Raw genomic sequence first — 21,765 nt, 5'->3', positions numbered from 1 at the left:
CGGCGCGACCGGTCGGGACCCGCCTTCCGTCCTCTCGTCCTCCCGGCTTCGCATTTTTCACCCGCGTCGACGAGCGACCGGTCGGTCCTCGGTCGACTCCGCCCGCGCCGACTCCGCGAGTGGTGCCGAACGCGGTCTCCGGGTCGGCTCTCGCCTCCGTCGCGTGGACGTCGAGGAGATACAGGTCGGTCCGCCGGCACGTCGGGAGGCGGTGAGCGCGCCGGCGGGAACGCCGACCCGCGGTGTCCGCGTCGTTACTGCCCGCGGCGCTTGCGGACCGCGTCGATGGCCTTGCCGGGCACGTCGATCAGGTTGAGACCGATGCCCGCGAGGACGAACAGGACGTACAGTCCCAGCGTCGAGAGGAACAGGATGAGCATCGCGCCGATGGCGAACCAGCCGTCGAGCCACGCGAACGCGCCGAGCGTGAGGACGACGCCGTACAGCAACACGAGGTAGGGACCCCAGCCGCGGGCGTGTCCGCGGCGCATCCGCGAGCGGACGTACCGCTTCAGTTCGTCTTCGAGCGCGGGCTTCTCGACGGTCCGGTCGTCGATGTCGTCGAGGTCCGCCCGCAGTTCGGCGACCTGCCGGTCCAGTTCGGAGAGATCCGGCGCGGGGCCGTCCTCGCGTTCGTCCTCGCTCATGTGTTGACGCGCATACGCGGCGAGCCCTTTACCGTGCCGGTCTCGGGCGGCGCCGCCGCGTCCGTCGGTCGCCGGCCGGCCGCCGAGACCGGGTGCGCCCGCGTCGAAGCCGACGCCCTTGTCGTCGGCGAGGGTGACGTTCACGACCACCCCGACGAGGACGACGATGGCGCCGAAGTAGAGCCACGTCACCAGAAGCAGGACCGCACCGACCACGCCGTACAGTTCGACCTGGCCACCCCCGCTCGCGCTCTGGTAGTTGACGTACGCCTGAAACCCCGCCTGCAGCAGCGTCCACCCGACGCCGGCGAACATCGCCCCCGGCAGTACCTCGCGGACGCTCACCCGGGGCTCGGGGAAGAAGTAGTACATCGGGAGGAACGCCGCGCTCAACACGGCCGGCAGGACGAGCACGCCGAGGAGTTCGAGTACCACGTCGAGGTTGAGCGCCGCGAGCACGCTCCCCATCACCACCATCGCGAGGAAGCTCGCGCCGATGGAGACGGCGACCACGAGCGAGTCCTTGATCTGGTCGACGATGGAGGCGGACTCGACCGCGCCGTATATCTTGACGAACGCGGTGTCGATGCCGCGGAACACCTTGAGCGTCCCCCACAGCGTCAACAGGAGGCTGATGACCGTCGCCCCCTCCCACCCGCCGCTCTGGAGCGTGTTGATCAACAGCGCCTGGCCGGTCTCGGTGAGGACGTCGTCGCTCGCGGCGAGCACGACGGTGGCGAGTTGTTCGCCGCCGACGGCGGTGGCGACGACGAGCGCGAGCACCGCCGCGGGAAACAGCGAGACGAACGCGTAGTAGGCGACGGCGGCCGCGAGGAACGTCACGTCCTGGTCGCTCGTCTCGGAGACGACCCGCCGCACGAGTCCGATGGCGTTCCCGACCCGACCGGCGTCGGCGGACTGCGATGACACGCCGGACCGTTCGCCGGAGTCGACCAAGAATCCACTGGCACCCCGAGTATCGGTCGCCGACCGCGCCGACCCGCGGCGGCCGAGTCGGCCGCCCGGGGCTACTCGCCGCCGATCCGGCCCGCGGCGACGGCGTTGAGCGCGGCGCCGACGAGCAACAGTACGTGTGCGACGTAGAACCACAGCAGGAGGAGCGCCAGCCCGCCGAGCACGCCGTAGATGCCGACAGCGGCGTCGCTGGCGGCGTACAGCCCGAACCCGGCGCCCGCGACCGCCCACCCGGTCGCGGTGAACACCGTCCCCGGGAGCGTCTCGCGCCACGTCGTCTTCACCGCGGGTAGCCCGTGGTACAGCGGCCACAGCGTCGCCACCGAGAGCGCGAACACGCCCGCCGGGACGGCGACGTGCGCGAGCGAGGTGTTCGCGTTGGCGTACACCGACAGCGTGCCGCCGGCGATGAGCACCGCGGCGACGCCGAGCGACCCCACCAGGAAGGCGTACACCGCGTCGGTGGCCTTGTTGAGCGCCCCCCGCTCCTCGGCGCCGTACACCGCGGCGAACGCACGGTCGAACCCGCGGAACAGTTGGACCGCGGCGAAACACATCAGCCCGACCGACACCACCAGGATGCCGCGGCGCCGGGAGACGTCCGTCAGCGCGTCGCGGAGGAACGTCCGGCCGACCGGCGTGAGCACGTCGCCGGCGACCGCGACCGCGTTCCGCGCGACCACCTCCCCGCTGAGTTCGAACAGCGCGACGAAGGCGAACACCACCGCGGGGAGCACCGCGACGATGCTGTGGTACGCCAGGCTCCCGGCGATGAACGTCACGTCCGCCCGGCGGACCGCGACGTACATCCGCTTGAGCGTGCCCGCCCCGTGCAGGTCGTCCGCGTCGTCGCTCGACGGGACGCCGACCGAGGTCCGACCCGGGTCGACCCCGCCGCTCGCGGCGTCGGCCCGGCTCCCGTGCTCCCCGGGGTCGCCCTCGGCGGCGTCCGCGCGGTCGCTCGGGGGGTCGTCGCGCACGAGTTCGGACGTCCCGTCGTTCGACACGGGGACGCTGTAGGGACGGAGACGAAAGAACGTCGCGGCCGCTCGCCATCCCTTACTTACCGGGTGGGTCCCGACTAACCCCTCGTCGGGTCGACCCCTCACCCCAAGTCGGCGGTCGCGTCGCGACAGTCCGCGACGCTCGCGTCGGTCTTGAACGCGGTGCCCGAGTAGTGTGCGCGGCTGGCGTCGAAGCCGGCGTCGCGGAGCGCGGCGACGAACTCGTCCATGCCCGCGGCGGGCCGACCCCAGAGCTTGGTGAGCCGGTGTTGGTCGTAGTGGGTCGGCGTGTCGAGTTCCGTCTCCACCGTCTCCAGCGTGTCCCGCGCGCGCTTCGCCTCGCCCATGTCGTCGGTCACCCGCTCGCGGACCGCGGCCGCGAACTCGGGGTCGGCGACCGGGCCGAGCCACAGCGGTCCCGCGGTCACCACGCGGTCGGAGCCGCAGGCGGGACAGGCGCCGGGCGGGTCGGCGACCAACCCGTACTCGTGGCTCCGTTCGAGACAGTCCTGGCAGTGGTAGACGTGGCCGAGTTCCTCCACCGCCCGGTTCGCGCGGGAGGCGCTCGCGTCGAGTTCGAGGTACGTCCGGACGTAGTGCCGGGAGACGTGCGAGAGCACCGGCGTGGCGGCCTTGTCGCGGGCGGCGGCGCGGCGGACTAGCGCCGACAGCAGGACCCGCAGCCCCATCTCGGGGTGGTACTCGGTGTTGCGGGGGACCGCCGAGTAGCGCCGGACGCCGCTGTCGAAGTGGGCGCCGCACAGCGGCGCGGTGTCGGTCGCAGTCACACAGAGGAGGTTACGCGTGCCCGCGACGGCGGCGTCGGCGAACGGCATCGGCGAGCCGTACGGGTCGACGTCGACCACGTCGAAGAAGGACTCGTGGAGCAGCGCGTTCGCGTCGCGTTCGACCGCCTCGCCGTCGTACGGCGCGAGGTTCCGGGCCGCGAGTTCCACCGCGTCGGGGTCGACGTCGGCGCAGGTGACGTCGAACCCCTCGGCGGCCGCGCGCGTCCCGCGGACGCCCGAGGCGGCCATCGCGTCGAGGTACGTCTCCGCGCGCGGCTCGCGGTCGGGGTACGCCCGGAGGACGGCGACGGTCACGTCGCGGTTCAACTCCATCTCGGGGTTGTAGAACACCTCGCTGCCGCTGCCCTCGCTGGCGCCGTCGCGCGCGCTCTCCACCTCGACGGTCACGCCGCCCTCCTCGACCTGCATCGTTCTGCTACACGGTGGGGCGCTGGCGCGGTTAAGCGCCGTGGAATCGACCGGTCGTCGACCCCGGCGGTCGGACCGCCGACCGGACGCCGGGCCGACAGTGTGTGGACCGAAGCGTTTTGCCCGGGGACAGCGAAGTGAAAGTGTGACTCACGGAGAGGGGGACGCCGTCGACGCCGGGGGCGGGCGAGCGGCCGGTGACACCGCGAACGCCGACGCCAATGCCGTCGGGGCGGGCGATGCCGACGCCGCCGACGCCGATGCCGCCGGGGCGGGCGACGCCGGGGGCGACGGGTCCGCCCGGGACGCTCCCGACGCCGCCGAGGACTGGCGGGCGGCGCTGTCGGCGGCGGGCGAACTCACCCCGGCGGTCGTCGAGGCGGTCGTCTCCACGCACGGCGCGCGCGGCCGGCGTGCCATCGAGGCCGTCTCCGAGGAACGGGTCAAGCAGTACCGCGACTTCACCGTGGTGGTGGGCCACCGCGCCGAACACGTCGTCGAGGACGGCGGCTGCGACTGCGAGGACGCGGCGTACAACCTCGACCCGTCGGACCCCGACGAGCGCTGCTGGCACGCGCTCGCGGTCGACGTCGCGGAGGCGCTCGACCGGGTCGACCACCACGACATGTGGTACTCCGAGGTCCACGAGTTCCTCTGACCTCGACCGCGGCTCAGAAGGCGCTCGTCTCGACGGTGAGCGCGTAGTACGTCCCCGGCGCGAGCACGAGCGCGACGGCGGCGAGCACGTACGCCAGCGGCGACTCGGCCGCCGAGAGCCCGGCGACGAGCGCGACGGCCGCGAGCAGCAGCCCCGCCGCGACGCCCGCGAGTTTGGTCGTCCGGTCGGTGCGGACGCCGTGCTCGTGGGCGTACAGCGCGCCCGCGAGCGCGACCAGCAGCCCCGCCGCGGGACCGAACACGGAGCCGGCGACGGCGCCCGCGAACACGAGTCCGCCGCCGCCGAGCGCGCTCCCGGCGAGGACCGCGCGGGCGCGGCCCGGGGCGGCCCTCGCGCCGTAGCGGGCGGCGTACGCGACCGGCGGGAGCGCGACCACCAGGCCGAAGAACAGCCCCCGGAGGGCCGCGGCGAGGGGGGCGTCGGTCGCGCGCACGAGGGTGTCGGCGACGACCGCCGCGGCCGCGAGCGCGCCGGCCGCGCCGACCGCACGCGGCGGGAGCACCGTCGTCGGGTCGTCGTCGTAGCGGACGGCGTACAGCGCGAACGGGTAGAGGAGGACGACCGCGGCGAGCAGCGACCGGGAGACGTCGCGGGTCGCCCACAGCGCGAAGCCGCCGAGCGAGACGGCGAGGAACACCCCGGTCACCAGCGCCAGTTCCGGCACCCGTCGGTTCACGCTCCGGGTTCGGACGGCCCGGCGTTAACGCCGTCGCTCGGGCGGGTCGCCCGTCGCCCGCTCCGCGGCCGAGCGGCGGGCCGAGACCCCGTACGGCCGCCCGACGGGCGTAGACGGAAGCGTTTAGGCGGGTGGTGGCTAGTCTCGACGTATGCCGGACTGTCCACTCGCGGACGAGTGCCCCCGATTCTCCGAGCGGATCCAGGGGATGGGCTGTCAACACTACGGCGACCGCGGCGGCGCGGAGTGGTGTAACAGCTACGACATGCCCATCTCGGACCTGAAACAGCAGCCGGTCAAGCCCGGCGAGGAAGTCGTCGTCGACGTCGAGGACATCCACGAGAGCGGCGCGGGCGTCGGCCGGACCGACGACGGGTTCATCGTGATGATCGACGGCCTGCTCCCGCCGACGCGCGCGCGGGTGCGCATCGACCAGGTGAAACAGAACCACGCGAAGGCGGTCGAGGTGGTCGAGAAGCTCCCGATGGACGACGACGAGGACGCCGACGCGACCGACGCGGACGGACCCGAGGTTGCCGAGGAGGGCGAGACACGGAGCAACCGCGACAGGAGAGAGGAGGAGCGGCTGGGTTCGCGCGACAACTTCTGGGGTTCGTAACCCCGGAGCGACGGCGCGAACGCGCACGGACAGTCCGAACTGTGGGGGCGTTGCGGGTTTTTGTCGCCGGCACTCACACGTCGACCATGACCGACCCGGAGGGGGATCCGGACGCCGTCGACGCCGACGTGGACGACCTGCTCGACCGCGCGGGGTTCGACCCCGACCGAAGCGTCCTGACCCGCAGGCAAGCGGAGGTGCTCGCGCTCCGCGAGGAGGGCGCCCGGCAGGCCGACGTCGCGGCCCGCCTCGGCACCTCGCGTGCGAACGTCTCCAGCGTCGAGGCGAGCGCCCGCCGGAACGTCGAGCGGGCGCGCGAGACGGTCGCGTTCGCGGAGGCGCTCGCCGCGCCGGTCCGCGTCGAGATAGAGGCGGGGACCGACCTCTACGACGTGCCCGAACGGGTGTACGACGCCTGCGACGAGGTGGGGGTGAAGGTGAGCCGCGCCGCGCCCGGCCTGATGAAACTCGTGAGCGACGAGGCCGGCGACGCCGTCCGGGGGCGGGAGGTGGTCGACGCGCTCCTCGTCGGCGTCACCCGGTCCGGCGGGGTCCGCGTCCGCCGGTCGGAGTAGCGTAGCGGCAGATACGAGCGCTCGGCCGGTCAGAACCGGTCGTCGGCCTTCAGTCGGTCGGCCACCTCGCGGACCCGGCCGGCCTCCCCGTTCGGCACGACGAGCACCCGGTCGTCGTACGCGACCACGCAGAGGTCGGAGACGCCGACGAGCGAGACGTGTCTCCCGTCGCTCGCGACGACGTTGTCGCGGGCGTCGAGCGTCAGCGTCTCCGCGCCGTCGACGACGGTGCCGTCGTCGTCCGGATCGAGGGTGCGCGCGAGCGCGTCCCACGTCCCGAGGTCGTCCCACGCGAACCCGACGGGGACGACCACCGCGTCGGCGGTGCGCTCCATCACCGCGTAGTCGACGCTGGTCGCCTCGACCGCCGCGAACCCCGCCGCGGGGTCGGGGTCGTCGCGTTCGAGCGCCTCGACCAGCGGGCCGAGCGGCGTGTCGCGGGCGGCCGCGAACAGCGCCGACGGCGTCCACGCGAACATCCCCGCGTTCCAGTAGTAGCCCGCGTCGACGTACTCCGCGGCGGTCCGCTCGTCGGGCTTCTCGTGGAACGCCGAGAGGGTGCGGTAGTCGCCGTGGTCGGCGCCGGGTTCGACGTAGCCGTAGCCCGTGTCCGGCCGGGTGGGTTCGACGCCGAACGCGACCAGCCGGCCGGTGTCGGCGGCGACGCGCGCGCCGCGCGCCATCGCGGCGCCGAAGGCGGCGGCGTCGGGGACGTGGTGGTCGGCGGGGAGACAGACGACGACCGGGTCGCGGTCGACGAGTTCGCGCGCGCGGTGGGTGGCGTACACCACGGCGGGACCGGTGTCCTTCCCCTCGGGTTCGGCGACGACCGTCGCGTCGGGGGCGTGGTCGGCCGCCTCCGCGCGGAACCGCTCGCGCGTGACGACCAGCGTCTCGTCGGCGAACCCGGTTCGGTCGACGGTGCGCGACAGCAGCGACTCGTCGCCGCCGAGCGGGAGGAACTGCTTGGGCCGGTCGCTCCGGGAGGCGGGGTAGAGCCGGGAGCCGGTGCCGCCGGCGAGGACGGCGGCGACCACGGGTCGGTCCATGGCGGGGCGTCGTCACCGCCCAACAAAAAGCCCCACGCGAGGCGGCTCCGGGCCGCGGGCGGGACGCCGTCGGCGGCGACGCGCGCCGCGCGGTCCGCCCGACTACCAGGTCTGGACGGCGCCCTCGCGGACGTCCTCGGCGCAGCCCTCGCAGTCGGGGTGGCCCGCCTCGAAACAGGCGGGGCGGCCCTCGGGGTCGACGAGGACCGCCCGCCGGTCGACGTGACGGCGGCAGACGACCCGCGCGCGCCCCTCGTCGTCGGTCGGCAGGTCGAACGCCGCGGGGTCGCCCTCGCCGACGCCGCGTTCGCCCGCGTCGCGCCCCTCCTCGTACGCCTCCTTGCTCCGGGCGTACTCCCGGCCGACCTTGCGCGCCTGCTGGCGGAGGACGCGGCGGAACCGGTCGCTCAGCGTCATACCCGCGTCTGGGTGCGCGGGCGGCATAGGTCCGTTGCCTCCCCGGCGTCCGGCGTGCCCTCCCCTCGCTCGCCCCACCCGAGACGACCGCACGCGGGCGGCGACGGCCCCCCGGATACGGCGTCGAGCCGGCGTCGGGGCGCGGGTTTCACTTTCACCCCGCCACCGGAGATTTAAATACTATCGGGCACCAACCGTCGTACGCCTCCCACCGGAAACAGATCGGAGGCAGCACAACCATGGCAGATTTGCGCACCCACGCGGAAGAGATACGCGAGCAGTTTTCAGACCACCTCGACCTGACGGTCGACGACGTGGAGGAGCGACTCGAGACGCTCGTCGACGAGTACCGCGTTCCGGTCGACGAGGCGCGGCGGAGCGTCGTCAACGCCTACCTCGACGAGGCGGGCCTCGAACGCGACGAACTCGGCGGCGGCGCCGGCGGCAACGAGCAGGTGCTCCTCGGCGAGATCGACGAGGACGAACAGTGGGTCGACCTCCGGGTGAAGGTCGTCGACCTCTGGGACCCCGGCCACGAGTCGATCGCACAGGTCGGTCTGGTCGGCGACGAGTCGGGCACGATGAAGTTCGTCGCGTTCACGACGAGCGACCTGTCCGAACTCGACGAGGGGACGAGCTACGCCCTCTCGAACGTCGTCACCGACGAGTACCAGGGCAACTTCTCGGTGAAGCTCAACCGGACGACCAGCATCACCGAACTCGACGAGGAGGTCGAGGTCGGCGACGACGCCGACGAGGTCGAGGGCGCGCTGGTCGACATCCAGTCGGGCTCCGGGCTGATCAAGCGGTGTCCCGAGGAGGGCTGTACGCGCGTCCTCCAGAACGGTCGGTGTAGCGAGCACGGCCAGGTCGACGGCGAGTTCGACCTCCGGATCAAGGCGGTGCTCGACGACGGCGAGGCGGTCCACGAGGTCATCTTCGACGAGGACGCCACCACGGAACTGACGGACATCTCGCTCGACGAGGCCAAGGAGATGGCCCAGGAGGCGCTCGACACCACCGTCGTCGGCGAGGAGATGGCCGACCGCGTCGTCGGCCGCTACTACCGCGTCCGGGGACCGACCCTCGGCCGGTACGTCCTGGTCGACGAGTTCGAGCAGTTGTCCGGGCCGGCGGATGCGGAAGCCGTGCTGATCAAAGCGAGGTCGATGTGATATGAGCCAGCAGAACATCCCCTCCCGCGAGGTCGCACGCCGCGTCTTCGCCGGCGAGTTCAACGACGGCAGTTACACGTTCCAGGAGTCGGACGACGAGCGCGCGCCGCTGTACCTCCTGCTCCCGACGGGCGAGCGCGCGAACCGCGTGTTCCTCGTGGGCACGCTCACCGAGAAGGAGGACGTCGGCGAGGACAGCGAGTACTGGCGCGGCCGCATCGTGGACCCCACGGGCACGTTCTTCGTCTACGCCGGCCAGTACCAGCCCGAGGCGGCGAGCGCGCTGCGGGAACTCGAACCGCCCGCGTACGTCGCGGTGGTCGGCAAGCCGCGGACGTACGAGACCGACGACGGCAGCGTGAACGTCTCGGTCCGGCCGGAGTCGATCACCACGGTCGACGCCGCGACGCGCGACCGCTGGGTGGTCGAGACGGCCGAGCGGACGCTCGACCGCGTCGAGCGGTTCGACGACGAGGGCAACGAGTACGCCCGGATGGCCCGCGAGCGGTACGACCTCCCCGTCGAGTCGTACACCGACGCGGCGGTCTCGGCGCTCGAATCGCTCGACGAGAACGACGAACTCGCGAGCGGGAGCGAGGAGCCGACGCCGCAGGCGTAGGCGTAGCCCGACCCGCGGTCCGGAAGCGGGCGGGTGGTCGCCCTACCCGGCGCGCCGTCCGTCCGCGCGCCCGTCACCCGACGGGACGAGCTACTACGAGAGGCATCGCCGTCCGACCGAACAGCCCCGCTGTGCGCGAAACGCGCCGGTGTGCCAGCACCGACGCGGGGCGGACCCGCTCGAAGGAGCGCAGATACGAGTCCAATGCACGCTCACCGCGTACCCACACAAGAAGCTACCGACGCGACGACCGACCGAGTACCGTCCGACGCGACCGACCCGACCGACTCGACCGACGATCCGCCGGAGGCGACCCATGCCGAGTGAGGGGAACTCGCCGAGCGCCGGGTGGCGCGAGGTGTACGACGCGATGGGGACCGACCCGAACGCGACCGACGGCGGGGGGGACCGTCTCCGCGCCGACGGCGGGCGCGAGGACCACCGGGAGACGAACGGTGACGGTGGCCGGCGCGCGGGTCGCGACCCCGAGCGGTGTCCCGACTGCAAGACCCGGATCGGAACCGGCGCGGACGACCTCTGCTGTGAGGCCCACGCCGAGCGCGTCCGCGCCGCGCGGGCCGCCGGCGACCCCGGTTCGCGCGGCTCGCGCGCGGACTGACCCGTCGGCTCGCGGCGTCGGCCGGGCGACCGCCCGGTCGGGCCGCGCGCCCCTCCCCACCGTCTGACGAACCGTTAAGTGACGCGACCGCCGGGTTCCCGCATGGGCAACAAGAACAAGACGGTCTCCTTCCGCGTCAACGAGGACGCCTTCGACGCGCTCCGGGAGATCGCGGACGAGCGGGACCTGTCGCTGTCGGCGGTGTTCCGCGACTACGTCGACGCGCTCGTCGCCCACGACGGCCAGGTCGAGGTCGTCCCCGAGAACCGCGTCGATGAGGGCGACGACGGGGAGTCGTTCCCGCCGACCGTCGAGGTGCCCAAGAGCTTCGTCCGCGAACACGAGCGGCTGGAACTCGAAGCCGAGCACCTCCGCGAGCAACTCGACGAGTACAAGGCGTTCGTCACGCTCCTCCAGGACCGACTGGAGGACGAGGAGGGCGCCGAGGACGTGGTGTTCCTCGAGGACCTCGACGGCGGTCCCGACGACGAGCCGTACCAACTCGGGTAGCTTCTCGCGTCGGTCAGCCCGCCAGCGCCCGCCGCGCCCGCCGCGCCTTCTCGGCCATCTCCTCGTCGTGTTCGACGTCCGCGAGCGACTCGACGGCTTCGAGCGTGCGCACCGCGTCGTCGAGGAAGGAGAGCACGTCGCCGGGGTAGGCGTACAGCATGTAGTCGTCGCCCATCACGTCGACGATGGCGTCCGGACCCATCCCCTGCGCGCGGAGTTCGAGCAGGTACGTCACGAACTTGCGCTCGGGGTGACCGCAGTAGGGGGCGTCGTCGCAGCCGCAGTCGATGAAGTCCTCCGCGAACTCGAGCACCCGGTCGCGGGTCGCCTCGTCGAGTTCCGCCAGCCCGTCGCCCGTGAACACCAGGTCGAGCGTCGCCCCCTTGAACGCGCCCTTCGGTACGTTGGTGTCCAACTGGGCGGCGATCTGCCGGTGGTTCTTGAGGTAGATCTTGTCCGTGATGGCCACAGGTGGCGGATTTACGCGCCTGGGCGAGAAAAGCCCGGCGGTCGCGCGCGTGCCGGAGTCGCGCGCTCGACCGCACGCGGCGGCGCTTCCGGTCCCGTCGGCGCGCCCGGGCGGACGGGGGTAGGGGTGGTGGTGAGTCGCACGCTAGCCCCCGAGTCGTAACGTATTTGGGCCGGAACGCGATACACTCTGGTGCGTGTCCGGGTTGGGGTAGTGGACCATCCTTCAGCCTTGTGGAGGCTGAGACGCGGGTTCGATTCTCGCACCTGGACCTTCTTCGACTCCTTTCGCGGTTCGTGACCTCCCCAGCGAGCAGCCCGCGGACTCCGCGTCCGCGCGCTCGCGGCGTCTCGCGTTCGGGAAGCGACGCACCGAGGAACGCCTCGACGCAGTCCGGGTCGTCGGCGGCGGCTACCGCCCGTCGAGGGTGGGCAGCGCGTCGTCGCCGCGGAGGCCGCCGAGTGAGGGGGCGGTGCCGCCCGACTGGATGACGTTGAACGCGGTCATCAGGTCGGTCCGCGAGACCAGTCCGACGAGGTCCCCCTCGGCGTCGATGACGGCCAGTCGGCCGACGCCGCGCTCCTGCATCAGTTCGAGCGCGTCGATCGCGTCGGCGTCGGGCGTCACGCTCGCGATGTCGGTCGCCATCACGTCTGCGACGGTGTACGCGTCCCGTTCCACCTCGCGGACGCCCTGTGCGTCCTCCAGCGTGACCATCCCGACGAGCGACCCGCGGTCGATCACCGGGTAGCCGGTGTGGCGGTCGGAGAACATCCGCGCGAGGAGATCCGCGACCGACGTGTCGGGGTCGACCGTCACCAGTTCCGAGCGGGGGGTCATGATGTCGCCGACGATGACGCCCTCGAAGGCGGCCTTGAGCACCGTCTGTTGGGCCTCGCCCGCGCCCGCGATGTAGATGAAGAACGCCAGCCCGATGGTGAGGAAGTCGCCGCTGAGCAGGCCGTACAGCCCGAGCAGGAACGCGAACACCTTCCCCACCTCGGCGGCGAGTTGGGTCGCGCGGGCGTGAGTGCGGTTGCGCGCGAGCAGCGCGCGGAGGACGCGCCCGCCGTCCATCGGGAACCCCGGCAGGAGGTTGAACCCGCCGAGGACGACGTTCATCACGCCGAGGTAGCCGACGACGAACGTCGCCGACGGGGGGAGCGGGAAGCCGAGGGCGACGAACGCGAGTACGCCGAGCGCGAACGACACCGCGGGACCGGCGATAGCGATCACGAGCTCCTGTTTCCAGTCCTCGGGGAGTTCCTCGAAGCTCGCGACGCCGCCGAACAGCCAGAGGGTGATCGAGTCGATGTCGTAGCCGTAGTGCATCGCGGTCAGCGAGTGGCCGAACTCGTGGAGGAGCACCGAGACGAACAGCCCGACCGCCGCCGCGACCCCGAGTGCGAGCGGGAGCGACCCCGCCGTCAGCGCGTCGGCGTCGAGCGAGACGCCGAACAGCCCGAGAATCTCGACGAACTGGCCGACCTGCTGGCTGATGAGCCACGCGAACAGCGGGAGTACGAGCAGGAACGTCCAGTTCAACTGAACCGGGATGCCCGCCACCCTGCCCAACGTGATGCCTCGCATGCTCCGGGATAGCGGTCCGGTCGGTATAAACCCGGTCGTTAAGGTATCCCGTACCGAACCCGGTGCCGTGAGCGACCCCGAACCCGACTCCGAGTCCGGTCGCGACTCCGGTCCGCGGCCGGTCGTCAAGCGCGCCGAGGATATCGAGTACGAACCCGTGGGCGCCGCCGACGGCATGTCGAAGGGCGTCCTGTTGGACGAGTCCGACGGCGCGCCGACCTTCGCGGTCCGCCGGTTCACGCTCGAACCCGGCGCGACGGCGCCGAAACACACCAACGAGGTGGAACACGAGCAGTACGTCCTCGAAGGCGAGTACACGGTCGGCATCTCCGAGGCGTCTGCGACGCCTCGCGAAGACGGCGAAGCCGTCGAGGGCGGCGAGGAGTACACGGTGTCGGCCGGCGACTCGCTGCTCATCCCGGCGGGCGTCGTCCACTGGTACCGCAACGAGGGCGACCAGCGGGGGGCGTTCATCTGCTGTGTGCCCAACGGCGACGACGCGATCCGGGTCGTCGACGACGAGTAGGTCGACGCGTCCGGTGCGTCCGGCGCGGGCGGTCCGGTCGCATCCGGGACCGTTCCGTCTCCGACCGGGCGGGAGCCGACTCCGACTCCGCGACGCCGAGACCTCCCGTGCGGGCCGTACACGCACCGCACGCGAGGCGAACGGCTGAAATAGGGCGTTCCCCTACTGTGGGCAACGACGTGTCCGAACAACTCCCGCAGGTCGAGACCCTGTTCCTCCACGAACGCGACGGCGAGTACACCGTCGTGGTCACGCGTGACGGACAGCGCGTGCTCCGCGGCGTTCTCGAACTGAAGGAGACGGACGCCGGTCCCCGCCCGCGGCGGTTCCGCGTGAAGCGCGACTCGGGCGAGGAGCCGCGCCAGCCCGACGTGTTCGTCGACCTGGCGCGCAACGCCGAGCGGATCCGCATCTCCGAACAGACCGACACGGGCGCGCGCGACCGACTCACAGAGATGCTCGACGGCTACCAACTCGACGCCAAGCAGGTCCGAACCTGCCGCTACTGCGCGAACGCGGGGCGCTACTCGCCGGTGACGAGCGACACCGCGGTGAAGGCCGACCGCGACTACATCTGTCAATCGTGTGCGAAGCGGGAACTCGAACGCGAACTGTCGTTCAAGGGGCAGTTCACCGGCGCCGCCCAAGACCGGTTGGAGGACCTGCTGTTCGAGGTCCAGGACCTCGAGCGGATCACCAACCTCCTGCAGGGCAACCTCGACCCCGACCTGACGAAGTTCGACACCATCTCCGCGACCGTCGAGGACGTCGACCCCGTCCGGACCGACGAGTTGGACCTCCACCCCGCGTTGGCGGAGCGCGTGACGGGCCGGTTCGACACACTCCTCCCGGTTCAGTCGCTGTCCGTGCGCAACGGCCTGTTCGCCGACGGCGGCGGCGCGGGCGACGACCAGTTGGTCGTGAGCGCGACGGCGACGGGGAAGACGCTCGTGGGCGAACTCGCGGGCGTGAACAACGCGCTCAACGGCGACGGGAAGATGCTGTTCCTCGTTCCCCTGGTCGCGCTCGCCAACCAGAAACACGAGGACTTCGAGGAGCGCTACGGCGACGTCCTCGACGTGACCATCCGGGTGGGCGCCTCGCGGATCAACGACGACGGCAACCGGTTCGACCCGAACGCCGACGTGATCGTCGGCACGTACGAGGGTATCGACCACGCCCTCCGGACGGGCAAGGACATGGGCGACATCGGCACCGTCGTCATCGACGAGGTCCACACGTTAAAGGAGGGCGAGCGGGGCCACCGGCTCGACGGGATGATCAGCCGGCTGAAACACTACACCGAGGAGCGAAACTCCCCCGCTCAGTGGGTGTACCTCTCGGCGACGGTCGGCAACCCCGAGTGGCTGGCCGGGCAGTTGGGCGCGACGCTGATCGAGTTCGAGGAGCGGCCCGTCCCCATCGAGCGTCACGTCACGTTCGCGGACGACCGCGAGAAGCTGACGATCGAAAACCGGCTGGTCAAACGGGAGTTCGACACGAAGTCCTCGAAGGGGTACCGGGGGCAGACGATCATCTTCACCAACTCCCGCAGGCGGTGTCACGAGATCTCCCGGAAACTGGAGTACGACTCCGCGCCGTACCACGCGGGACTCGACTACCGCCGCCGGAAGACGGTCGAACGGCAGTTCGGCGACCAGGAACTGGCGGCGGTCGTGACGACGGCGGCGCTCGCGGCGGGGGTGGACTTCCCCGCCTCGCAGGTCGTCTTCGACACGCTCGCGATGGGGATCGAGTGGCTCTCCGTCCAGGAGTTCGAGCAGATGCTCGGGCGGGCGGGCCGCCCCGACTACCACGACGAGGGGACGGTGTACATGCTCGTCGAACCGGACTGCTCGTACCACAACTCGATGGAGATGACCGAAGACGAGGTGGCGTTCAAACTGCTGAAGGGGGAGATGGAGGACGTGACCACCGTCTACGACGAGTCGGCCGCCGCCGAGGAGACGCTCGCCAACATCGTGGTCGCGGGCAAGCGCGCGAAGGCGCTCAACGACCGGATGCTCGGCGACGTCCCCACCACCCACGCGGTCGGGAAGCTGCTGGAGTGGGGGTTCATCGACGGCCTCTCGCCGACGCCGCTCGGCCGCGCGGTGACGAGACACTTCCTCGCGCCCGACGACGCGTTCCGGATCCTCGACGGGATCCGCGCGGGCGACGAACCGTACGACATCGTCGGCGACCTCGAACTCGCCGACGAGGAACTGTAACTCCCGTCGCGTCCCGGACCCTTTTTGCCGACCGGCGGCGTCCCACCCGCCGTGCCACTGACGCCGGAGATCGGCTTCGTCTTTCTCGTGGTCCTCGCGGCGTTGGTCCTCTTCGTGACCGAACCGGTGCCGGTGGACATCACCGCCCTCGGGGTGTTGGTCGCGCTGTTGACGGTCGGCCCGGTGTCGGCGTCGCTCGCCGAGTGGGGGCTGATCGCGAGCGGACTGACGCTCGTGACGACCGAGCAGGGGCTCTCCGGGTTCGCCAACACCGCGACGCTGACCGTGCTGGCGATGTTCGTCCTGAGCGAGGGCGTTCGGATGACCGGGATCGTCCAGCGGCTGGGGGCCGTCCTCTCGCGGGTGACGCGGGGCGACGAGGCCAGGCAGTTGGGCGCGACCGTCGGGCTGGTGGGACCCATCTCGGGGTTCATCAACAACACCGCGGCGGTCGCCATCCTCCTGCCGATGGTGACCGACCTCGCCGAACGCGGCGGCACCTCGCCCTCGAAGCTCCTCTTACCGTTGAGCTACGCGTCGATGTTCGGCGGGACGCTCACGCTGATCGGCACGTCGACCAACATCCTCGCGTCGGACCTGTACGCGCGGCTGGCGCCCGACGCGGTGGCGCGACAGTTCACCATGTTCGAGTTCCTCCCGCTCGGGGTCGTCCTGCTCGTGGTGGGGTCGGCGTACCTGTTCACCGTCGGTCGGTATCTCACGCCCGAGCGGATCAAGCCGCGGACGGACCTCACCGAGGAGTTCGGGATGGCGGAGTACCTCACCGAGGTGGTGGTCCGCGAGGACTCCCCGCTGGTGGGCCAACGGGTCGAGACGGCGCTCGTCGAGACGGAGTTCGACGTGGACATCGTCCAACTCGTCCGCGACAGGCGGGTGTTCCTCGAACCGCTCGGCCCGAAACAGATCCAGCCGGGCGACGTGTTCGCGGTGCGGACCGACCGCGACACGCTGCTCGACCTGATCGACGTCGAGGGGCTGGACCTGGTGCCCGAGGTGACCGTCGACGAGGACGAACTCGAAGCCGCGGAGGGCGGGCAGAACCTCGTCGAGGTGGTGATCGCGCCGGGGTCGTCGCTGGTGGGCGAGTCGCTCACCTCCGCGAGTTTCAGACAGCGGTACGACGCGACGGTGCTCGCGTTCCGCCGCGGGGGGGAGCTGATCCGCCAGCGGATGGACGAGATCCCGCTGCAGGTGGGCGACACGCTGCTCGTGCAGGCGAGCACCGACAGCCTCGAACGCCTCGACGCCAACCGGAACTTCATCGTCGCGGGCGAGATAGAGACGCACGACTACCGCGAGTCGCGGACCGCCGTCGCCGTGGGCATCGTCGCGGCGGTGGTCGCGCTCGCGGCCGTCGACGTGATGCCGATCGTGGTCTCCGCGCTCGCGGGGTCGCTCGCGATGGTCGCGACGGGCTGTCTCAAACCGACCGAGGTGTACGACGCAGTCCAGTGGGACGTGATCTTCCTGCTCGCGGGCGTCATCCCGCTCGGGATCGCCTTGGAGGAGTCGGGCGCGGCCGCCCTGCTCGCGGACGGCGTCGTCGCCGCCTCGCAGTTCGACGCGGTGTCGCCGCTGGTGCTCGTGGGGGTGTTCTACGTGGTGACGGCGCTGTTGACGAACGTCGTCTCGAACAACGCGAGCGTCGTGCTCATGATCCCGGTCGCGATCCAGACCGCGGCGACGCTCGGCGCGAACCCGCTGTCGTTCGCGATGGCGGTCACGTTCGCGGCGAGTACCGCGTTCATGACGCCCGTCGGCTACCAGACGAACCTGTTCGTCTACGGTCCCGGCGGCTACAAGTTCACCGACTACGTCCGGGTGGGCGGGCCGCTACAGGCCGTGTTCGCGGTGGTGACGACCGTCGGCGTGAGCGTGTTCTTCCCGCTCGGGCTGTGAGCGCCCTGCGCACCGTCGAAGTGGGGACGGGTACGGCCGACCCGCGGGAGCGAAACGCTTTACCCCGTTTCGAGCCGACGTGTACGTACGGGACCGTGGGTTAGCCTGGTATACTTCGGGCCTTGGGTGCCCGTGACCCCGGTTCGAATCCGGGCGGTCCCATCCTGTCGCTGCGAACGTCATCGCGAGTAGCGCCGGCCGGAGCGGATTCGAAGCAGGGAGTGAAGCGAGCAACGCGAGCGGAACGACCGCGGTTCGAATCCGGGCGGTCCCACTTTTCGCGCGAGTCGCCGCGATCACCGTCTCGCCCGCGAACGGCGAACGCCGTGAGCCGTGAGCACCGCGAGCGTGGGGGTGACTCAGCGGGTGCGGCGAGCGTCGACCCGCCCGCGGCCGGCGGCGCGACGCGTCCGATCAGTTCCGCTCCGGGGGCGAAGTTCTTACCCGGTGGGGCGGCAACACTCCACCAATGAGTCAAGCGGAGCGGGGGGAACTCGACGAGTTCCTGAGCTTCTTCCGCGACTACTGCGCCGACGACATCGCGACGCTCGCCCAGCACTATCCGAAGGAGAAGCGCTCGCTGTACGTCGACTACGACGACGTGTACAACTTCGAACCCGATCTGGCGGAGCGCTACCTCAGCCGGCCGGGGGAGATGCAGGAGGTGGCCGAGGAGGCGCTTCGCACCTACGACCTGCCGGTCGACATCTCGCTGGGGCAGGCGCACGTCCGCCTCCGGAACCTCCCGCGGGAGAACACGATCGACATCCGCGCCGTCCGCGTCAGCGACGACCACATCGGGTCGCTGGTCGCGGTCCAGGGGATCGTCCGGAAGGCGACGGACGTCCGGCCGAAGATCGTCGAGGCGGCGTTCGAGTGTCAGCGCTGCGGGACGATGACGTACATCCCGCAGAACGACTCGGGGTTCCAGGAGCCACACGAGTGTCAGGGCTGTGAGCGACAGGGACCGTTCCGAGTGAACAACAACGAGTCGCAGTTCATCGACTCCCAGCAGCTCCGGGTACAGGAGTCGCCCGAGGGGCTCCGCGGCGGCGAGACGCCCCAGTCGATCGACGTGAACCTCGAAGACGACATCTGCGGGCGGGTGACTCCCGGCGACCACGTGACCGTCGTGGGGAGACTAGAGATGGAGCAGGTGGTCTCGGGCCAAGAGAAGACCACCGTGTTCGACCCGTACATGGAGGGGGTGTCGCTGACCATCGAGGACGAGGAGTTCGAGGACATGGACATCACCGAGGCGGACAAAAAGGAGATCATCGAACTCTCCAACCACGACGGCATCTACGAGGAGATGGTCGGCTCCGTCGCGCCGTCCATCTACGGCTACGAGCAGGAGAAACTCGCGATGATCCTCCAGTTGTTCTCGGGCGTGACCAAACACCTCCCCGACGGCTCGCGGATCCGCGGCGACCTCCACATGCTGCTGATCGGGGACCCCGGTACCGGGAAGTCGCAGATGCTCTCGTACATCAGAAACATCGCGCCGCGGTCGGTGTACACCTCGGGGAAGGGGTCGTCGTCGGCGGGGCTGACCGCGGCGGCGGTGCGGGACGACTTCGGCGACGGCCAGCAGTGGACGCTGGAGGCGGGGGCGCTGGTGCTCGCGGACAAGGGGATCGCGGCGGTCGACGAGTTGGACAAGATGCGCCCGGAGGACCGCTCGGCGATGCACGAGGCGCTCGAACAGCAACAGATCTCGGTGTCGAAGGCCGGGATCAACGCGACGCTGAAGTCGCGGTGTTCGCTGCTCGGCGCCGCGAACCCCAAGTACGGCCGGTTCGACCAGTACGAGCCGATCGGCGAGCAGATCGACCTCGAACCCGCGCTGATCTCGCGGTTCGACCTGATCTTCACGGTCACCGACCAGCCCGACCCCGACCACGACGCCCAACTCGCCGACCACATCCTGACGACGAACTACGCGGGCGAACTCAACACTCAGCGGGAGGAGCTACCGGCCTCGAACTTCAGCCGCGACGAGGTGGAGGACGTGACCGAGGAGGTGGAGCCGACGATCGACCCCGAACTCCTCCGGAAGTACATCGCGTACGCCAAACGCAACTGCTACCCCACGATGACGGACGAGGCCAAACAGGCGATCCGCGACTTCTACGTCGACCTGCGCGCGCGCGGCGCCGACGAGGACGCGCCCGTCCCGGTCACCGCCCGGAAACTGGAGGCGCTGGTGCGGCTCTCGGAGGCGAGCGCGCGGGTGCGGCTCTCCGACTACGTCGAGGAGGAGGACGCCGAACGGGTGATCGAGATCGTCCAGTCGTGTCTCCAGGACATCGGGGTCGACCCCGAGACGGGCCAGTTCGACGCGGACGTGGTCGAGACCGGCACGTCGAAGAGCCAGCGCGACCGGATCAAGAGCCTCCGGGAACTGATAACCACCATCGCCGACGAGTACGACGACGAACCCGGCGCGCCGGTCGACCAGATCATCGAGCGCGCCGACCAGGTCGGGATGGACGGCGGCAAAGCCGAACAGGAACTGGAGAAGCTCCGGACCCGCGGCGAGATCTACGAGCCGCAGGGTGGCTACGTACGGACGACGTAGTCGCCGATGGACCGAATCTCAGCCATCCGGAACGTCGAGGACGCCCTCCGGAAGTTCGAGGAGGGGGAGGCCGACCTCGCGGCGACCGAGCGCCGGGTCGGCACCGTCCTCCGGACGTTCGCCACGGAGTTCGAGACGGACGACCGCCGCGCGTACCGCGGCGTGGGCGGGCCGGGCGACGGCACCGTCGTCGTCGCCCCCTCGCCGACGGCGGCGCGCGAGCGGATCGCGGCGCTGTCGGACGGCGAACCCGACGATATCGAACCGATAATCTGATGCAAAGCTATTTACCTGGTAACAACGAGGTATCGTCAGAGGCGGAACTTCACTTGAGCGTACACGAACACGAGGCGGCTGCCAGCACCGAGTTCGACGACGCGTCGAGCGTGCTGTTGCTCTCGACCGCCATGTCTACCGAGGGGGACCGAGCATGTGCCGACCTGTTGTTGCCCAGCGAGGCGGACGACCAGAACGCGCTGTGGATCGCGTACACGAAGTCGCCGGACGCGCAGGTGCGGCGCTACCGTTCGCGGACCGACGCGCGGCCGCGGAACATCGGCATCATCAGCGTCGACAACGGCGCGCGGTCGGCGGCGGCGATGGTAGGCGGCGACGAGTCGTCCGGGCCGGCCGGGCCGGCCGGCACGGGCGGTCCCACCGAGACGGTGACGAACCCGAACGACCTGACCGGGCTGGGCATCCGCATCACCGAGTACCTCTCGGAGTGGGACGACACCGACGGGCGGACGGTCGTCTGTTTCGACTCGCTCACCGCCCTCCTCCAGTACGTCGACTTGGGGACCGCCTACGAGTTCCTCCACGTCCTCTCCGGGCGGTTCGACGCCCTCGGCGCGTTCGCGCACTTCCACATGGACCCGTCGGCGCACGACGCCCAGACCGTCGAGACGATCACGTCGCTGTTCGACGCCGTCGTCGAGGTCGACGGCGACGAGCGGACGGTCCGCGCGCGGTGACGACGGCCGCGACAGTGACCCGCGACCCTTCCTGACGACGATGCTCCTGGTCGTAACCTACTCGCAGGCGGCGCGAACCACGCTCCGGAACGTCTGTCGCGCCCACGAGACGGTCGTCGCCCGTCGGTTCGGGCGGGCGGCGCTACTGGAGGCGACCGAACTGGGCGCGTTCCTCGCGCTCCGCCTGCGGTCGAAACACGGCACCGACGTACAGGTCGAGCGGACCGCGCCGTTCAACGAGTTCGCGGCCGTCCGCCCCGCGGTCCGCGAGGCCGCCGAGGCGTACGAGTCGCGCGAGTCGCCGAGCACGCCGTACCCCAAGTTCGCGGCCGGGACCGACCACCCCGACGCGGACGCGATGCGTGAGACGGAGCTGTGAGCCGGGCGTGACCGCCCGGGGGACGAGCCCCGGCCGGCCGCGCGGACCGCGCGCGGTCGACCTGCGCCGACTCGACGTCACCCCCGAGGCGGTCGCCGCGGCGCTCGGACTCCCCGAGACGGACCCGCTGGCCGTCGTCGACGACGACCCGGCCGGACTCCGGCGCCTCCTCGCGGCGGCCGCGCGGAGCCGTGGCCACGAGTCGGCGGCCGCCGACCGCATCGCCGACCTGGAGGCGGAACTCGACGCGCTCGGTACCGACCGAGCGGACGCGACAGGCGGCGCGGACGCAACCGACGGGGCGGGGCTGGCCG

22 protein-coding genes, 2 tRNA genes and 1 pseudogene are annotated in these 21,765 nt (G+C 70.9%); 17 read left to right on the top strand and 8 right to left on the bottom strand.

The genetic code is table 11. The annotated features are described in order from the left end of the window. Positions 1–254: 254 nt before the first annotated feature. The 3 genes from K933_RS07910 to K933_RS07900 form a co-directional block, all read right to left on the bottom strand. Positions 255–1,577 carry a YihY/virulence factor BrkB family protein gene (locus tag K933_RS07910; protein ID WP_023394181.1) on the bottom strand — a complete coding sequence of 441 codons (1,323 nt, stop codon included), beginning with the start codon at positions 1,575–1,577 and terminating at the stop codon, positions 255–257. Between the two features lie 98 nt (positions 1,578–1,675). Next, positions 1,676–2,629 (bottom strand): YihY/virulence factor BrkB family protein, encoded by a 954-nt coding sequence (locus K933_RS07905; protein WP_023394180.1) that lies wholly within the window; start codon positions 2,627–2,629, stop codon positions 1,676–1,678. A 98-nt stretch (positions 2,630–2,727) separates the two neighbouring features. Continuing rightward, positions 2,728–3,843: a tRNA (guanine(26)-N(2))-dimethyltransferase gene (locus K933_RS07900; RefSeq protein WP_023394179.1), complete on the bottom strand. Its 1,116-nt coding sequence runs from the start codon at positions 3,841–3,843 to the stop codon at positions 2,728–2,730. Between the two features lie 340 nt (positions 3,844–4,183). Between K933_RS07900 and K933_RS07895 the strand changes: the two genes are divergently transcribed. Continuing rightward, positions 4,184–4,501 (top strand): hypothetical protein, encoded by a 318-nt coding sequence (locus K933_RS07895; RefSeq protein WP_049947705.1) that lies wholly within the window; start codon positions 4,184–4,186, stop codon positions 4,499–4,501. 13 nt (positions 4,502–4,514) lie between these two features. Here K933_RS07895 and K933_RS07890 read toward each other — a convergent pair whose 3' ends face one another. Then, entirely contained in the window at positions 4,515–5,198 is a 684-nt protein-coding gene (locus K933_RS07890; RefSeq protein ID WP_049947702.1) for a hypothetical protein, read from the bottom strand. 151 nt (positions 5,199–5,349) lie between these two features. Here K933_RS07890 and K933_RS07885 point away from each other — a divergent pair, with 151 nt between their 5' ends. After that, positions 5,350–5,817: a TRAM domain-containing protein gene (locus K933_RS07885; RefSeq protein WP_023394176.1), complete on the top strand. Its 468-nt coding sequence runs from the start codon at positions 5,350–5,352 to the stop codon at positions 5,815–5,817. 86 nt (positions 5,818–5,903) lie between these two features. Continuing rightward, entirely contained in the window at positions 5,904–6,392 is a 489-nt protein-coding gene (locus K933_RS07880; RefSeq protein WP_023394175.1) for a Tfx family DNA-binding protein, read from the top strand. 29 nt (positions 6,393–6,421) lie between these two features. Here K933_RS07880 and K933_RS07875 read toward each other — a convergent pair whose 3' ends face one another. Together K933_RS07875 and K933_RS07870 are read right to left on the bottom strand one after the other, a co-directional pair. Next, positions 6,422–7,441, bottom strand: a complete 1,020-nt coding sequence (locus K933_RS07875) for a mannose-1-phosphate guanylyltransferase (RefSeq protein ID WP_023394174.1) — start codon at positions 7,439–7,441, stop codon at positions 6,422–6,424. Between the two features lie 102 nt (positions 7,442–7,543). After that, a complete protein-coding gene (locus K933_RS07870) occupies positions 7,544–7,852 on the bottom strand; it encodes a DUF7091 family protein (RefSeq protein ID WP_049947704.1) in 309 nt (102 codons plus the stop codon). A gap of 245 nt (positions 7,853–8,097) precedes the next feature. Between K933_RS07870 and K933_RS07865 the strand changes: the two genes are divergently transcribed. The 4 genes from K933_RS07865 (at position 8,098) to K933_RS07850 (ending at position 10,781) form a co-directional block, all read left to right on the top strand. Next, positions 8,098–9,033, top strand: a complete 936-nt coding sequence (locus tag K933_RS07865; protein ID WP_023394172.1) for a replication factor A — start codon at positions 8,098–8,100, stop codon at positions 9,031–9,033. 1 nt (position 9,034) lies between these two features. Then, positions 9,035–9,652, top strand: a complete 618-nt coding sequence (locus K933_RS07860) for an RPA family protein (RefSeq protein ID WP_023394171.1) — start codon at positions 9,035–9,037, stop codon at positions 9,650–9,652. Between the two features lie 316 nt (positions 9,653–9,968). Then, positions 9,969–10,271 (top strand): hypothetical protein, encoded by a 303-nt coding sequence (locus K933_RS07855; RefSeq protein WP_023394170.1) that lies wholly within the window; start codon positions 9,969–9,971, stop codon positions 10,269–10,271. 102 nt (positions 10,272–10,373) lie between these two features. Beyond that, positions 10,374–10,781 carry a ribbon-helix-helix protein, CopG family gene (locus K933_RS07850; protein WP_023394169.1) on the top strand — a complete coding sequence of 136 codons (408 nt, stop codon included), beginning with the start codon at positions 10,374–10,376 and terminating at the stop codon, positions 10,779–10,781. 13 nt (positions 10,782–10,794) lie between these two features. On the opposite strand, the gene K933_RS07845 is transcribed toward K933_RS07850, so the two are convergent. Then, positions 10,795–11,250 (bottom strand): DUF5814 domain-containing protein, encoded by a 456-nt coding sequence (locus tag K933_RS07845; RefSeq protein WP_023394168.1) that lies wholly within the window; start codon positions 11,248–11,250, stop codon positions 10,795–10,797. 199 nt (positions 11,251–11,449) lie between these two features. Between K933_RS07845 and K933_RS07840 the strand changes: the two genes are divergently transcribed. Further along, positions 11,450–11,522 (top strand) — tRNA-His (locus tag K933_RS07840). A gap of 139 nt (positions 11,523–11,661) precedes the next feature. Here the strand turns inward: K933_RS07840 and K933_RS07835 are convergent. Next, positions 11,662–12,840 carry a CBS domain-containing protein gene (locus K933_RS07835; protein WP_023394167.1) on the bottom strand — a complete coding sequence of 393 codons (1,179 nt, stop codon included), beginning with the start codon at positions 12,838–12,840 and terminating at the stop codon, positions 11,662–11,664. 67 nt (positions 12,841–12,907) lie between these two features. Here K933_RS07835 and K933_RS07830 point away from each other — a divergent pair, with 67 nt between their 5' ends. The 9 genes and pseudogenes from K933_RS07830 to K933_RS07790 form a co-directional block, all read left to right on the top strand. Next, positions 12,908–13,366 carry a cupin domain-containing protein gene (locus tag K933_RS07830; protein WP_023394166.1) on the top strand — a complete coding sequence of 153 codons (459 nt, stop codon included), beginning with the start codon at positions 12,908–12,910 and terminating at the stop codon, positions 13,364–13,366. A gap of 179 nt (positions 13,367–13,545) precedes the next feature. Beyond that, a complete protein-coding gene (locus K933_RS07825; RefSeq protein ID WP_023394165.1) occupies positions 13,546–15,597 on the top strand; it encodes a DEAD/DEAH box helicase in 2,052 nt (683 codons plus the stop codon). A 51-nt stretch (positions 15,598–15,648) separates the two neighbouring features. Continuing rightward, complete coding sequence (locus K933_RS07820) at positions 15,649–17,517, top strand: SLC13 family permease (RefSeq protein WP_023394164.1); 1,869 nt, start codon at positions 15,649–15,651, stop codon at positions 17,515–17,517. Positions 17,518–17,606: 89 nt separating this feature from the next. Then, a tRNA-Pro gene (locus K933_RS07815) sits at positions 17,607–17,679 on the top strand. A 307-nt stretch (positions 17,680–17,986) separates the two neighbouring features. After that, the gene (locus K933_RS07810) at positions 17,987–20,098 is read left to right on the top strand and encodes a minichromosome maintenance protein MCM (RefSeq protein WP_023394163.1); all 2,112 of its coding nucleotides are present in this window, start codon (positions 17,987–17,989) and stop codon (positions 20,096–20,098) included. Positions 20,099–20,104: 6 nt separating this feature from the next. After that, complete coding sequence (locus K933_RS07805; protein WP_023394162.1) at positions 20,105–20,374, top strand: DUF7854 family protein; 270 nt, start codon at positions 20,105–20,107, stop codon at positions 20,372–20,374. 53 nt (positions 20,375–20,427) lie between these two features. Next, complete coding sequence (locus K933_RS18330; RefSeq protein ID WP_023394161.1) at positions 20,428–21,072, top strand: DUF7504 family protein; 645 nt, start codon at positions 20,428–20,430, stop codon at positions 21,070–21,072. 40 nt (positions 21,073–21,112) lie between these two features. Beyond that, the gene (locus K933_RS07795; protein WP_023394160.1) at positions 21,113–21,451 is read left to right on the top strand and encodes a DUF7855 family protein; all 339 of its coding nucleotides are present in this window, start codon (positions 21,113–21,115) and stop codon (positions 21,449–21,451) included. Continuing rightward, positions 21,435–21,765 (top strand): annotated as a pseudogene (locus K933_RS07790) (hypothetical protein); the annotation flags it as partial. The gene K933_RS07795 and the pseudogene K933_RS07790, both read left to right, overlap by 17 nt.

Source organism: Candidatus Halobonum tyrrellensis G22 (genome assembly GCF_000495475.1).
Lineage (GTDB): Archaea > Halobacteriota > Halobacteria > Halobacteriales > Haloferacaceae > Halobonum > Halobonum tyrrellense.
The sequence above is the reverse complement of the archived record's forward strand: the minus strand, read 5'-3'. Positions and strand labels throughout refer to the sequence as shown.